Raw genomic sequence first — 13,341 nt, 5'->3', positions numbered from 1 at the left:
AACTGACTCACTTCGGAGCACGCGCGTTGAAACCGGATCTGCCCAAGCAAGTGTCCGTCGCCATTGTCGGCGGCGGGATCATCGGCGTGAGTTGCGCGCTGGCGCTGGCCCGCAAGGGCATCGACGTCGCGGTGTTCGAAAAGGGCACGGTGGCCGGCGAGCAATCGTCGCGCAACTGGGGCTGGATTCGCAGCGTGGGCCGCGATGTGCGCGAACTGCCCTTGTCGATACTCGCGAACGATATATGGAAAGAGATCCAGTCGCAGGTCGATGTCGGCTATCGCACCACCGGCCTCGCCTATCTCGCTGCCTCCGATGCCGACATGGCCGCGCACGAGAAGTGGCTCGACGCAGCGCACACCAAGGGCGCGCACGCGCGGCTCATGGACCGCGCCGCGCTGGCGAAACTGATCCCGCCTTCGCAGCGGCCGTGGGCGGGCGCGCTGTACAGCGATTCCGACGGCGTCGCCGAACCGCTCGCGGCCACACGCGGCATCGCTGACCTGGCGCGGGCGCATGGCGCGCGCATCATCGAGCACTGCGCGGTGCGCGGACTCGACGTGGCCGCCGGACGCGTCGCGGGCATCGTGACCGAGCACGGGCGCGTGCAATGTGCGGACGTGGTACTGGCGGGCGGCGCGTGGTCGCGGTTGTTCTGCGGCAATCACGCCATCGACTTTCCGCAGCTCAAGGTGCATGCCTCGGTGATGCAGACCGCGCCCATCGACGCCGGCCTCGACGTCACCATCAACGGCGGCGACTTCACCTGCCGCAAGCGCAGCGACGGCGGCTATACGGTGTCGAAGCTCGGCGCATCGGTGGCCGATCTCACGCCCGACAGCATCCGTCTCAGCACGAAGTTCATGCGCGCGTGGCTCAGCGAGCGCAAGTATCTGAAGCTGCGCCTGGGCCGGCGCTTCTTCGAGGAGATGATGATTCCGCGCCGCTTCGGTCTCGACCGTCCGTCGCCGTTCGAAGCGTGCAGGACGCTGGACCCGGCCGCCAACCTGCCGATGCTGCACGACGCGCTCGCGCGGCTCAAGGCCACGTTCCCGAGCTTCGCGGGCGCGACGATCCAGCGTTCGTGGGCGGGCATGATCGACGTCACGCCGGACGCGATACCGGTCATCTCGAAGGTCAAGGCGCTGCCCGGCTTTCATCTCGGCTCGGGCTTCTCGGGACATGGCTTCGGCATTGGGCCTGCTGCTGGACAAGTGCTGGCGGATCTCGTGACGGGCGACCGACCGCGCGTCGATCCGCGTGACTTTGCTCTCGAACGGTTTTCCACCTAGGATGTGGGCTTCCGTGTGCAGGGCGGTTGCGCCGTCGTCATCATGAACATCCGGCAACTCGAAGCATTTCAGGCCACGATGAAAGTCGGCACGATGATAGCCGCCGCCGAATTGCTCGGGCTGTCGCAGCCGTCGGTCAGCCGGCTCATCAGCGATTTCGAACGCGCGCTGGGCGTCACGCTGTTCGACCGCGCGAATGGCAGGCTCGTGCCGACGCCGGAAGCCCGCATGATCCGCGAGCAGGTCGAGGCGACCATCCGCTCGCACGAACGCATTGCCGAACTCGCCGCCGACGTGCGCAAGCTGCGCGTGGGGAGCATTGCGATTGCCTGCATGCCCGCGCTCGGCATCACCTTCATGCCCACGGTGATCGCACGCTTTCGCGAGGCGCATCCGGAAGTGGACGTGTCGCTCGACGTGCAGATGTCCTCGAAGATCGAAGACTGGATCGCGGCGCAGCAGATCGATTTCGGGCTGGCCGAACTGCCTGCGGTCGCGCACGATCTGACCGTCGACGAGTTCTGCAACGTGCCCTACTACGCGGTGATGAAGAAGCAGCACGAACTGTCGGCGAAGGATGTGTTGTCACCGAAGGACTTCGACGGCCGCACCTTCATCTCGATGACCGGTCATTACCAGCCGCGCGGCCATGTGGACCGTTTCTTCGACAGTCACGACGTGAGCCGGATCACGCGCATCGATACGTCGCTGTCGCATGCCACCTGCGAGATGGCGGCGCTGGATCTGGGCATCGGCTTCGTCGATCCGTTCAGCGTGCATGGCTATCTGGATCGCGTCGATGCCCGGCCGGTCGATCCCTGTATCCGCTTTCGCGTCGGGCTGATGTACCCGACGCATCGTCCGCTGTCGAAGCTCGGGCGCACCTTCGTCGCGTTCATGAAGGAGTTCCGCGACGAATGGCTTGCGGACGTGGCCGCCCGATGCAGTCCGTCCGCGTGACGCGGCACCCTGTTTCCGGAATCGCATTGCACTATCGAGGAGAGACGTTTTCATGTTGTTACTGGTCAATTCGGGCGGACCCGGCGCGGTCGGCGAATGGCAGGATCATTTTGCGAAGTGGCTGCCCGAACTCGAGGTGCGCGGCTGGAACGATCCCGAAGTCGACGATGCCCAGGTGGACTTCGTCCTCGTCTGGGAACCGACGCCGGGACGTCTTGCGCGCATGCCTGCGTTGAAGATCGTGTTCAGCGCCGCGGCAGGCGTCGATCACATCATGTCGGACCGCTCGGTGCCGGCGCATCTGCCCATCGTGCGGATGGTCACGCCCGAGACCACGGAACGCATGTCCGACTATGTGATGGCCGCGTGCTTCGGCATCACGCGCGACTTCGCGGCGCTTCACGACGCGCAGCGCCGGCGTAGCTGGAATGACGAACTGATCGGCAGGCGCTCGGGCGAGACGAACGTGGCCGTGCTCGGTCTCGGCGAACTCGGCGCGGCCTGCGCGCAACGGCTCGCGCTGAACGGTTTCCAGGTCAGGGGCTGGTCGCGTTCGCCGAGAGACTTGCAGGGCGTGACGTGCTTCAGCGGCGATGCGGCACAGGATGCGCTGCTGGAGAACGCGCATATCGTGGTCAATCTGCTGCCCGACACGCCGCAGACGCGCGGCATGATCGACGCAGCCTTGCTCGCGAAACTGCCGATGGGCGCGTCCATCGTGAATGCGGGCCGCGGCCCGCAAGTCGTGCTCGACGACGTGCTTGCCGCGCTCGACGAAGGCCGCTTGCGCAGCGCGTGGCTCGATGTCTTCGAACAGGAACCGCTCGATCCTGAGAGCCGCCTCTGGTCGCATCCGGGCGTGGTCGTCACGCCGCATGTGGCTTCGCTGCCTTCTCGCGGCGCACGCGCAGAGCAGGTTGCGCGAGCGCTGCGCGAGCATCTCGAAGGCAAGCCCTTGCAGCATGTGTATGACCGGGTGCTGGGGTACTGAATCCAGAGAGCTCCGGAAGCCGCTGAACCGAACGACTGGACACTTCCCCCGCAGCGCTCTTTCGCCACAAACGCGAACAACGAGCGGAAAAGCGCTGCATTTTGACCTTGTTTAGAGACGGGTCATCGCCTAGCTTCATATCTAACCGACATCCATCCCGACACCGCGCGCATTGCGCGCTTTCCTGAGCAGTAGAAGCTGAAGTCGCCGCTGCACGAACGGCTATCGTGCAGGCCCATCCTTGCGGTTGCTAACCACCCTGTGTCGAGGGCAGCATGGACGGTCGATTTCCGGTTACACGGCGGGCCTTCCTCAAGGCTGTCGGCGGCAGCGCCGCGACGGTCACGGTCAGCGGCATCGCGTCGCTGATGGAGGGTTGCGCGACGCAGGCCGTCGACGACGCGCCGCCACGCACCGCCGACAACGCCTGGCCCGTCGCTGCCGGCAACCCCGACTGGGCGCCCGAACCCGGCAAGGCACGCTGGCGGATCGAGGGCGTGAGCAAGGTCACGGGCGCGAAGGTCTATGCGCGCGACTTCAAGGCCGCCGACTTCGCTGGCTGGCCGAAGCAGGAGAACTGGCTGTACGCGCTGCGCTGCGACCGCATCGATCAGGTCATCGACGATATCGACCTGAGCATGTTGCCTCGCGCGCTGAAGCCGGCCGTGATCATCACCAGCGAGACGCTTGCACAACACAACATACCGGCCTCCGCCGACAGCAGCGGCATCGGTCATCCCGCCGCCGAGTTGTTCGCGCAACGATCCGCGACGGCGGGATGCTATGGACAGCCGGTCGCGTTGCTGATCTTCGATAACTTCGACATCTATCGCCGGGCGAAGAAGATCCTCGACTTCAATCCGGCCGTCATCCGCTACGGCGCAACGAAACCCGGTGCCGTCACGCCCTATCCGACGCTGGATTCGGATGTCTTCAAGAACAGCAAGATCTACGTCCGGAACGACGAACACGGCTTCTGGAACACCAACATGCAGCCGGACAATAACGGCAATCCGACGCAGGCATTCAAGGCGGTCGCGCGTGACGAACGCGCGGGCATCCTCGACCTGGCCCGGGATCGGGTCCGGCAAGGGAAATGGCTGCAATTCGGCACCTCGGACGGACACATCTTCCAGACCCCCGCGATGGATCCGGTGTTCATGGAACCGGAATCGGGCCTCGCCTGGTTCGACCCGGACACGCGCGTCATGAAGATGGTGCTGGGCACGCAATCGCCACGTGACGATGGTTTCAGCGTCACCGATCTGCTGAAGCCCAGCGACCTCCCGCTCGACCGCGTCGACATCATTGCCTGTTATCCGGGCGGCGGCTTCGGCGGGCGCGACAAGTCGCCGTTTCCCGCGTATCTCGGCCTCGCCGCGCGCTTCGCCAAGGCGCCCTTGCGTTGGCAGCTGTCGCGCTACGAACAGTTTCAAGTGGGCCTGAAGCGCACCGAGACGAGATTCGAGGAATCGATCTGGCTCGATCATGGCGGCCGGATCCAGGCGCTCAGCAGCCGCTTCCTGCTCAACTCCGGCGGCAGGCAGAACCTGACGGGCGCGGTCGGCGACCTTGCGGCGATGAGCGCGATGAGCTGCTACGACATTCCGCGTGCCAGCGCCGAGGGCGTCACCTTCTTCTCGCCGGAAATCTATGGCGGCTCGCAGCGTGGCTTCGGCGGCCCGCAAGCCTTCATCGCCATCGAGACCCTGCTCGACGAAGCGGCCCGCGCGCTTCGCAAATCTCCGTTCGAGATCCGGCGCATGAACCTGCTCGGCACGCCGGGCAGCCGGACCATCACGGGCGGCAAGATCCTGTTCGATCTCCAGTTGAACCAGCATCTGAAGCGGCTGGAAACGCATCCGCTCTGGACCGGGCGCATGCGCACCCGCAGCGAGCGAGCGAAGGACGGGTTGCGCTATGGCGTCGGCTTCGCCATGTCCAATCAAGCCTATGGCACGGCGAAGGATGGCGTGTTCGCGCTGGTGGAAATCGGCCAGACGACGGGCGTGCGCGTCGTGACGCACTACACCGACATGGGCAACGGCGCGGCCACCACGCTGGCGCTCGCGCCGGCCCGGCATCTCGGCCGCAATGCGCAACAGATCAGGATGAGCGACGCGGCCGTCTTCCTGGCCATCAAGGATTACGATGCCAGCCAGTCTGGCGTGTGGAGCAAGTTCCGCAATGTCAAAGGGCTGTCCGGGCCGTTCGGTTCGTCGAGTGCGTGCCTCGGCGCGTTCCATCACGTTCAGGCGGTCGATCGCGCGGCGTTGACCTTGATGCTCCAGAGCGTCCTGCCGGCCGCCCGCGCGATCTGGCGCGATGACAAGGTCCAGCCCGGCGACCTGAAATGGATCGACGGCAATCTCACTGCGCCGGGGCACGAGCCGCTGACCTGGTCCCGGCTGCTCGATGCCATCAACCGCCAGCGCCTGCATACCGTTGCCGCAACCCATCTCACCTATGCCGGCGACTTCTGGAAGAGCAACTATGTCTTCCAGTCGGGCGTGACCCTGATGGACTGCGACTTCATCGCCACCGGGCCGAGCGTGAGCGAACTGCGCCCCGTGACGCACGGCGTGCTGCATGAGCCGAAGGAGATCATCGTCGGCTATGGGCGAACCAACTATGCGCCGGCGGCGGCGCTCGTGTCCGTGGCGGTGGATGCGCAAACGGGCCGCGTGAAGGTCGAGCAGGTCGTGAGTACGCTGAGCGCCGGGCGGCTCCTGTGTCCGGAGATCGTCAGCGGACAGTCACACGGCGCGGTGGCGATGGCCCTCAGCAACGTGCTGAGCGAAGCCTGTCGTCCGGGACCGGACGGCCCGGGCAACGGCACATGGAATCTGGACCGGTACCGGATCATGAGCATGCAGGAAGCGCCCGAGCAGGAACTCCATACGCTCGATCCGCCGGATGACGGCCAGCAACACACGGCGCGCGGCATCGGCGAAGCGGTCATGTGCCCGATCGCGCCCGCCCTGCTCAACGCGCTCGCCATGGCGACGGGACATCGCTTCAGGCAGACGCCGGTGACGCCGGCAGTGATCCGCGAGGCGCTCAAGTGAACGGCGCGGTCATCAGGCTGCACGTGAACGGCCAGGCGCTCACCGTCAGCGCCGACGATGCCGACATGAGCCTCGCCGATTATCTGCACGAGCGCCTCGACCTGACCGGCACGAAGGTCTGTTGCGGAATCGGCGTGTGCCGTGCGTGCACGGTCGGCATCCGCAACCGGCCCGATGCGCTGCTGGAGAAAACGCTTGCGTGCGTCACCACTGTCAGCACGCTTGCGAACCAGCACGTCTATACGGTCGAGAGCCTGGCGCAGGGCAACCGGCTCGCGCCGCTTCAGCAGAGTTTTCTGGAAGCGTTCGCGTTCCAGTGCGGCTACTGCACGCCCGGCTTCCTGATGGCCGCGACGGCCATGCTGGAGCATCTCGGCCAGTACGGCGCGTCCGCCGAACGGATCGACGACGCGATCGATACCTGGGTCGGCGGCAACCTGTGCCGGTGCACCGGTTACGTCAGATACAAGGAAGCGATCCGCCGGGTCGCGCAAGCGAAGCTCAAGGGCGGAGCGGGATCATGAGACGCTTGCTTGTCATCGCTGCGCTGGCCGTGGTGCTTGCCGTTGAAGCGGCGCCGCCGCAGCCGCAGAGCATCCTCGACTATGGCGCACAGTGTTCGCGGGACATCGGCACGATTCCGCCATTCGATTGCGCCAGCGGCACCGAGATACCCATCACCGTCGACGGCAGGCGGATCGGGCCGGACGAACATCCCGCGCGTTGCGACCGCCCGTCGCTGCTTTATCCTCAGGATGACAAAGCGCAGCAGTGCCTGCCAGGCGCGCGGATTCTCGATCTGTCGCGCGGCGCGACGCAGATTTCCGCCTACTGCCGCAAGAACGATCTTCGCAACACGGTTGCCGCCCGTTTCGACGAGGTCGTGATCGTGCTGCATCACACGGGGAACGGCAAGACGTGCTGGTTTGCCTCGAAGGATCCGCCCGATCCGAATGCCGGCTGGGACACGTCGCGCGTCCCGCCGCCCGACGAGAAGATGCCGCCTGCGGAGAAGCTTGCCGCGGTCGAATTCTGGCAGACGCCGGACAAGCTGGCCGCGAAGAAGCCCAACTGCATTGCATGCCACGATGCCGGGCCGTTCATCATGAGCCCGTTCATCGCGCAGGTGTGGGACAAGGTGCCGACCGATCCCTGGGGCAAGTATTCGAGCATCGGACCGGCCTTCCAGATGGAGCGTCTGAAGACGATGACCACGCCGGGCAATACCTGCGTCGGCTGCCATCGGATCGGCACGAAGCAGACGTGCGAGGTCTTTCTCGGCCTCTCGGCGGGCGCGCACGCGCCGGGCAACGGCACGCTTGCCGACCGCTTTCCGTTGAGCCACTGGATGCCCACGGACACCAACCTGAGCGAAGCCCAGTGGAAAGCCGCGCATCACGACTCCATCGCCGCGCTGCAAGCGTGCTGCCGTGATCGGAGCACGCCCGGCTGCACCTTCACGCCAATGCCGAAATGAGCGCCATCATCTGAAGAAGTTGCTGCCTTCGATGAGTATGGCCGGTTCGCCCGCACGTTCCGGAAACAGCGTGTCGATCCGATGCAACGCGCGGCCGAAGCGCAGGCCCGTCAGCGTTTCGATCTTGCCGAGCGGCACCTGATACCAGCGAAACTCGCCGAGTTCGAGCGCTTCGGGCTTGAGTGTCTTGAGCAGATCGTCCTGCGTCAGCAGGAATGCGCGGGCCTTGTTGGCGTGGTCGTCGTCGTCGGTGAAGAAGACGGCTTTCCAGAATTGCCGGGGAAGCTGCACGCCCCGGTAAGCGGCGTCGTCGGGATCGAGCACGGGGCCGCCCATCAGGCTCACGCGCAGCTTGTGCAGCACGACGTCTTCGAGCACGGCGTTCTCCAGCAGTCCCCACTTGCCGTTCAGCTTCGACTGGTTGAACGCGCGATGCTGCGGCGTCATGTTGGTGAAGAAGAAACTGTCCTGATTCGCCTGCCGCGCTTCCTCAAGGCTGCCCCATACGAGATCGTCGCGGCGCGCGAGATGGCCGCGGTCGATGTCGTTATGACGGTACAGTTCATCGCCGACCTGGAAGGCATCGAGACCGTCGCGCTCGTCCTTGACGAACCGGAGGCCTTTCCGGTCGATCGATTTTTTAGCGCCGCCGTCGATGTTCCACGCGCAGCACAACGGCAGCTTGCGCGACGCGGAGAGCCACGCGGTGAAATGGCAGTAGTCGATCGAATCCTGTCCTGCCAGGCCGCGCAGATCCGCCTCGACTCGTTTCAGGAAGGTGGGCCTCGGCACGGCGAACGCAAGGAAGCCGGAGTCGAAACCGGTGCGCAGCGGGCTGTCATGCGGCGGCCTTTTTCGTGCCACGGCCTGTGGCGCCGGTTCGCCCGTCCAGGGCGCGATCTCGAGTTTCTGAAAGACCGCATACGCATTGCAGGCGAGCGCGCAGTCGCTTGCCGAGCCGTCCGCTTCGCCGCCGAAGTGCAGTCCGAGCAGCGTGTCCGTCACCTTGCCGGTTTTCGGATTGACCGCCATCCAGACCGAACCCGAATCGCCGCCCTTGGAGATCTGGTGATCCGGCGCCGGATGCGCGGGCGATGGCTCCAGCTCGAAACCGCTGACCGCCTTTTCGCCGACGCCTTCATAGGTCATCTTGAAGAGCGCTTCGATGCGCGTGACCGTGGCATACGTCACGCCCGTCGTGCGGCCACTCTTGACGGCGAGATCGCCCAGTTCGGCCTTGCCGATGTTCGCCACCGCGATATCGAGTTCGAGCAGGCGGGTATCGAACTGGCGATTCTCGATGCTCGCCACCGCGCAGTCGCCCGCAATGCCGAGATGACTTCTCACCAGCTTGCCGACGGCGTTCTGCGCGAGGCGGTCGTCGTCGAACGGGCCCGGCTGCACGATCGTGTCGCCCGGCGCGCCGGACGCTCCGCTCAGCACGTGCCAGTTGCTGAGGATCAGCGGCTGGGCCGTCGCGACATCGCGCACAATGGTCCCGAGCGTCCCGGCGGTGGAGCGGATATGGCCAATGCTGATGCCGCCGCGAACCGGATCTTGACGCGCCTTGCGCGCCGGCTTGGCTTCGAGCTGCACCACCTTGAAGGTCGGCACATAGCTGCGTTGCAGGATGTCGACCGGAATGCGGCGTCCTTCGAACTCGATGCTTTCGGGCAGCGGCGCAATGGCGCGGGCCTCGAGCGCTTCGGGCGCCAGTTTCTGCTCGACGGTGAATTGCAGCGCCGGCACATTGGTGGTCTTGCCGCCGACCTGCTTCATGCCGATACCGACACTGGTCACGTTCGGCCGCTGAAGCAGCGCTTCGCCCTGGGCGCGAATCAGGCGCTTGATGCGTTCGATATCGCCGGTCTTGCTGCGGGCAGACGTCTTCGCGGCGGGCCGAGTCTTCCGGGCTGGGGCTTGCGTGCGTTGCGACCTGGCCATGCCCTTCTCCTTGTCAGTGAGCGCGTCATGCGACGCGCGCCGCGTCCGCCGGAGGCGACGCTCCGACATGAATGAAAGGAGAAACCGGGTGAAATGTAAAGCCGCTCGCGCTGCGCCCGCTCACTTCGCGCGCAACGGCCTGAAGAATGCGCGGATCTCCTCCGCGAGCAGGTCCGGCTGTTCCAGCGCCGCGAAGTGTCCGCCGCGCGGCATGGCGTTCCAGCGGTGCACATCGAAAACGCGTTCGAGCCACGAGCGCGGCGGCATCGGCAACTCGCGCGGAAACAGCGCGACGCCAAGCGGTGTCGAAACGCGTTCGGACGGAGCGAAACTCAGCGGCTGACGGCGGTTCTCCTTGTAGATGCGATACGACGCATCGAGCATGTGGCCGAACCAGTAGATGGACACGTCGGTCAGCACGTCGTCCAGGGCGAGTGCGCGTTCGATGTCGCCGTCGCAATCGCTCCAGGTCCGGAACTTCTCCACGACCCACGCGGCGAGGCCCACGGGAGAGTCGGTCATGGCAAAGCTCAGCGTGTGCGGCTTCGTGCCTTGCAAGGCCGCATACGCGCCTTCCGCCGAGGCCCATGTGGCGACCGTGTCGAGATAGGCCTGTTCGTCCGCGCTCGGAGGGGGCAGGCTCGGGCCCATTGCCGGGCGGAAACTGGCGGGAATGTAATTGACATGCGCGCCGATGACTTCCTCCGGGAAACGGCGCGCCAGCCACAAGGAAACCGTTGCGCCGATGTCACCGCCTTGCGTGCCGAAGCGTTCGTAGCCGAGCGCGTTCATCAGCCCGCGCCATAGTCCGGCGATGTGGCGCGCACTGCAACCCGGACCGGCGGGCGGCGCGGAAAAACCGAAACCCGGCAGCGATGGCACGACGACGTGAAACGCATCGGCCGCATTGCCGCCGTGCGCAGCGGGATCGGTCAGCAGCGGAATGATTTGCTCCATTTCGATGAAGGAACCGGGCCAGCCATGCGTCAGGATGAGCGGCATGGGCGCGGGGCCTCGGCCAGGCTGATGAACGAAGTGAATGTCCTGGCCGTCGATGCTCGCCTGGAACTGCGGCAGACGGTTCAGGCGCGCTTCCTGGGCGCGCCAGTCGAAATCGTTGAGCCAGCGGTTCGTGAGGCGTTGCAGATACGTGAGGCTCGTGCCGTCTTCCCAATCGTCCGCGTCGAGGAAGGATGGCCAGCGGGTCTGGCGCAGGCGCTGTTTGAGATCGTCGATCTGGGCATCGGGAATGGCGATGGTGAAGGGTCGCAGGTTCATGGCACGGTCCGGTGCTTGAGCGGGAGAGGTCAGCTTAGCGGTTTATGGTGTGCGCCGCCTGGAGGCGATCTGCTTGGCAAAGAGCAGGATTCTCGTTGATATGATCGCGTCGCGCGGATGCCTCGAACCGTGCCCGCGCACTCGCTTCAGCCTTTGCATGTTCACGTCGCTGCTGACGATACCTGGCGCATCGTCCGCATCACTTATCTTGCGTTTCGAACGTATTCAGTGAGTATCGTCCGCTCCATGGCCCTCTACGAATTAACCACCGACGCATTAGCCGCATTGCCGGCTTCCACCTACGCCGACTTGAACTTGCGCGAACGGCAGGACATGCAGCGCGTGCTGCGCGATCACATCGACGCGATATCTCCCGACCTGATGGTGCTTGCCGAAGAATACGGCGACTGGGAAGACAGCAAGCGACGCATCGATCTGCTGTGCATCGACCGGGAAGCGCATCTCGTGGTGGTCGAACTGAAACGCAGCGACGACGGCGGTCATATGGAACTCCAGGCGCTGCGCTATGCGGCAATGGTGTCCACCATGCGCTTCGAGCAAGCGGTGACCGCTCACCGGCAGTATCTTCTGTCGCGTTCCCTGCCGTGCGGGAACGCGGAGACCGCGATCAGGCAATTCCTGTCGATACCGGAGGGACCCGTATCGCTGGTGGGACAGGTGCGTATCGTCCTCGTGTCGATGAATTTTTCACGGGAGATCACGTCCACGGTGTTGTGGCTGAACGCGCAGGGACTGAGCGTGACCTGCGTGAAGGCCGTTCCCTATGCGTTCAATCACGGCATCCTGCTGGACGTGGAGCAGGTATTGCCGCTTCCGGAGGCAGCCGAATTCCAGATCGCCATTCGCGACAAGACGCTCGAGGCCGTGGCTGTCGAAACGAGCGGCCGCGATTTCACGCGCTTCCGTGTACGGAGCCAGTCAGGTGAAGTCTTCGAGCGCTTGCCTAGGCGCTGGCTGATGTACCGCACGGTGAATGAGGCGATCCAGCACGGCATCGCGCCCGAGCGGATCGGTCATGCCGTGCCCTGGAAAGAAAGCAGCATGTTCCTCAGCGCGAAGGGTCGACTGTCGGGACAGGAATTGATGGCCGCTTTTCCGACCCGGCAATCCGGACGCTTCTTCTGCGCGGACGCTGAACTCTTCCACGTCGGCGGCATGACCTACGCGCTCACGAACCAGTGGGGCAACCGGACATTGGAGGCGGTGGAGAACATCGTTGCCTGCATGCCGGAAGGTCACGGGTTCTCGTATCAGGCCGAGGACTAGGCGCCCCTCCTGGCGGCCGCCGCGCCTGCTCACATCGCCCTGCCTCAGGGTTTTCCACCACCACGCTGCTGCATAAAACCTATTCCTCCCGCCCCCTGAATCCCTCGAAACTCCGCTCCTATACTGGCTCCTCACCCCACACGAGGAGACGTATCGATGCTGATGGACGCCAAGGATTCGATCTACAGCCCCACGCAAAACGGCCTGATCTTCCCGCAGGAACCCAGCTTCGCCAGTTCCGCCGAGGAGCGCCGTTATCGCAAGGAACATCTCGCCGCCGGGTGCCGGATCTTCGCCCGGCACGGCTTCAGTTTCGGCTTCGGCGGCCATCTGACGGTGCGCGATCCCGAACACCCCGAACTCTTCTGGACCAACCCGATGTGCGTGCCGTGGTCGCGCACGAAGACCTCGCAACTCGTCCTCGTCGATCACACGGGCACGGTGATCGAAGGCCAATATGCGGTGAATCGCGCGGGCTACGTGCTGCATTCCGCGATCCACGCCGATAACCCCGACATCATCGGCTCATGCCATGCGCACACCGTCCACGGCGATGCGTGGGCCGCGATGGGCAAGCCGCTCGATTACGTGACGCAGGATGCCTGCATGTTCTACGGCAGCCATGCCGTGGTGCGCGACGGCGCGGGCAAGGTGCCGGTGGCGGACGAATCGGGCAGTCCGATCGCGCGCGCCTTCCACGATCACAAGGCCATCATTCACCAGAACCACGGCCTGCTGACGGCGAGCCGCCACAGCATCGACGACGCGGTATGGACCTTCATCGCGCTCGATCACTGCTGCAGGATGCAGTTGCTGATGGACGCGACCGAATCGCGCCCGGTGCAGATCGATCCGACCTTCGCGGAATATTCGCATCAGCATCTGGGCAATTCGTTCATCAGCTGGCTGCACTTCCAGACCATGCTTTACGAGATCAACGAGCAGGAGCCCGACTACCTCGACTGACACACCGGCGTTCCCCCAGTACATCGGCGGCATGAGCGAACCTGCACGTCGCCCATGCCGCACGAAAGCGCTCGAGAA

At 64.8% G+C, this 13,341-nt stretch carries 10 protein-coding genes; 8 read left to right on the top strand and 2 right to left on the bottom strand.

The window, feature by feature from the left end; genetic code table 11:
- Positions 1-26: 26 nt before the first annotated feature.
- The 6 genes from QCE88_RS20155 to QCE88_RS20130 all read left to right on the top strand — a co-directional run bounded on the left by QCE88_RS20155 (position 27) and on the right by QCE88_RS20130 (position 7,788).
- Positions 27-1,292, top strand: a complete 1,266-nt coding sequence (locus QCE88_RS20155) for an FAD-binding oxidoreductase (protein ID WP_309905375.1) — start codon at positions 27-29, stop codon at positions 1,290-1,292.
- A gap of 42 nt (positions 1,293-1,334) precedes the next feature.
- Positions 1,335-2,252 carry a LysR substrate-binding domain-containing protein gene (locus QCE88_RS20150; protein ID WP_309905373.1) on the top strand — a complete coding sequence of 306 codons (918 nt, stop codon included), beginning with the start codon at positions 1,335-1,337 and terminating at the stop codon, positions 2,250-2,252.
- A gap of 52 nt (positions 2,253-2,304) precedes the next feature.
- Positions 2,305-3,243 (top strand): glyoxylate/hydroxypyruvate reductase A, encoded by a 939-nt coding sequence (locus tag QCE88_RS20145; protein WP_309905371.1) that lies wholly within the window; start codon positions 2,305-2,307, stop codon positions 3,241-3,243.
- Between the two features lie 275 nt (positions 3,244-3,518).
- Positions 3,519-6,311 carry a molybdopterin cofactor-binding domain-containing protein gene (locus QCE88_RS20140; protein WP_309905368.1) on the top strand — a complete coding sequence of 931 codons (2,793 nt, stop codon included), beginning with the start codon at positions 3,519-3,521 and terminating at the stop codon, positions 6,309-6,311.
- Positions 6,308-6,835 carry a 2Fe-2S iron-sulfur cluster-binding protein gene (locus QCE88_RS20135; RefSeq protein WP_309905366.1) on the top strand — a complete coding sequence of 176 codons (528 nt, stop codon included), beginning with the start codon at positions 6,308-6,310 and terminating at the stop codon, positions 6,833-6,835. Before QCE88_RS20140 ends, QCE88_RS20135 begins: the two co-directional genes overlap by 4 nt.
- Positions 6,832-7,788 (top strand): hypothetical protein, encoded by a 957-nt coding sequence (locus QCE88_RS20130; protein WP_309905363.1) that lies wholly within the window; start codon positions 6,832-6,834, stop codon positions 7,786-7,788. The genes QCE88_RS20135 and QCE88_RS20130 overlap by 4 nt, the downstream gene beginning before the upstream one ends.
- 6 nt (positions 7,789-7,794) lie before the next feature.
- On the opposite strand, the gene QCE88_RS20125 is transcribed toward QCE88_RS20130, so the two are convergent.
- A complete protein-coding gene (locus tag QCE88_RS20125; RefSeq protein WP_309905361.1) occupies positions 7,795-9,732 on the bottom strand; it encodes a DNA/RNA non-specific endonuclease in 1,938 nt (645 codons plus the stop codon).
- Between the two features lie 120 nt (positions 9,733-9,852).
- Entirely contained in the window at positions 9,853-11,010 is a 1,158-nt protein-coding gene (locus QCE88_RS20120) for an epoxide hydrolase (RefSeq protein ID WP_309905359.1), read from the bottom strand.
- A gap of 228 nt (positions 11,011-11,238) precedes the next feature.
- Here QCE88_RS20120 and QCE88_RS20115 point away from each other — a divergent pair, with 228 nt between their 5' ends.
- Both QCE88_RS20115 and QCE88_RS20110 read left to right on the top strand, forming a co-directional pair.
- Positions 11,239-12,297 (top strand): hypothetical protein, encoded by a 1,059-nt coding sequence (locus QCE88_RS20115; protein ID WP_309905357.1) that lies wholly within the window; start codon positions 11,239-11,241, stop codon positions 12,295-12,297.
- A gap of 156 nt (positions 12,298-12,453) precedes the next feature.
- Positions 12,454-13,263: a class II aldolase/adducin family protein gene (locus tag QCE88_RS20110; RefSeq protein ID WP_309905355.1), complete on the top strand. Its 810-nt coding sequence runs from the start codon at positions 12,454-12,456 to the stop codon at positions 13,261-13,263.
- Positions 13,264-13,341 lie beyond the last annotated feature (78 nt).

It is taken from the genome of Caballeronia sp. LZ035, assembly GCF_031451175.1.
Taxonomy (GTDB): domain Bacteria; phylum Pseudomonadota; class Gammaproteobacteria; order Burkholderiales; family Burkholderiaceae; genus Caballeronia.
The sequence above is the reverse complement of the archived record's forward strand: the minus strand, read 5'-3'. Positions and strand labels throughout refer to the sequence as shown.

Coding starts and splice junctions, on each gene's coding strand:
- QCE88_RS20120 (WP_309905359.1), bottom strand. CDS start 11,010: ATGAACCTGCGACCCTTCACCATCGCCATTCCCGATGCCCAGATCGAC.
- QCE88_RS20150 (WP_309905373.1), top strand. CDS start 1,335: ATGAACATCCGGCAACTCGAAGCATTTCAGGCCACGATGAAAGTCGGC.
- QCE88_RS20140 (WP_309905368.1), top strand. CDS start 3,519: ATGGACGGTCGATTTCCGGTTACACGGCGGGCCTTCCTCAAGGCTGTC.
- QCE88_RS20130 (WP_309905363.1), top strand. CDS start 6,832: ATGAGACGCTTGCTTGTCATCGCTGCGCTGGCCGTGGTGCTTGCCGTT.
- QCE88_RS20110 (WP_309905355.1), top strand. CDS start 12,454: ATGCTGATGGACGCCAAGGATTCGATCTACAGCCCCACGCAAAACGGC.
- QCE88_RS20125 (WP_309905361.1), bottom strand. CDS start 9,732: ATGGCCAGGTCGCAACGCACGCAAGCCCCAGCCCGGAAGACTCGGCCC.
- QCE88_RS20145 (WP_309905371.1), top strand. CDS start 2,305: ATGTTGTTACTGGTCAATTCGGGCGGACCCGGCGCGGTCGGCGAATGG.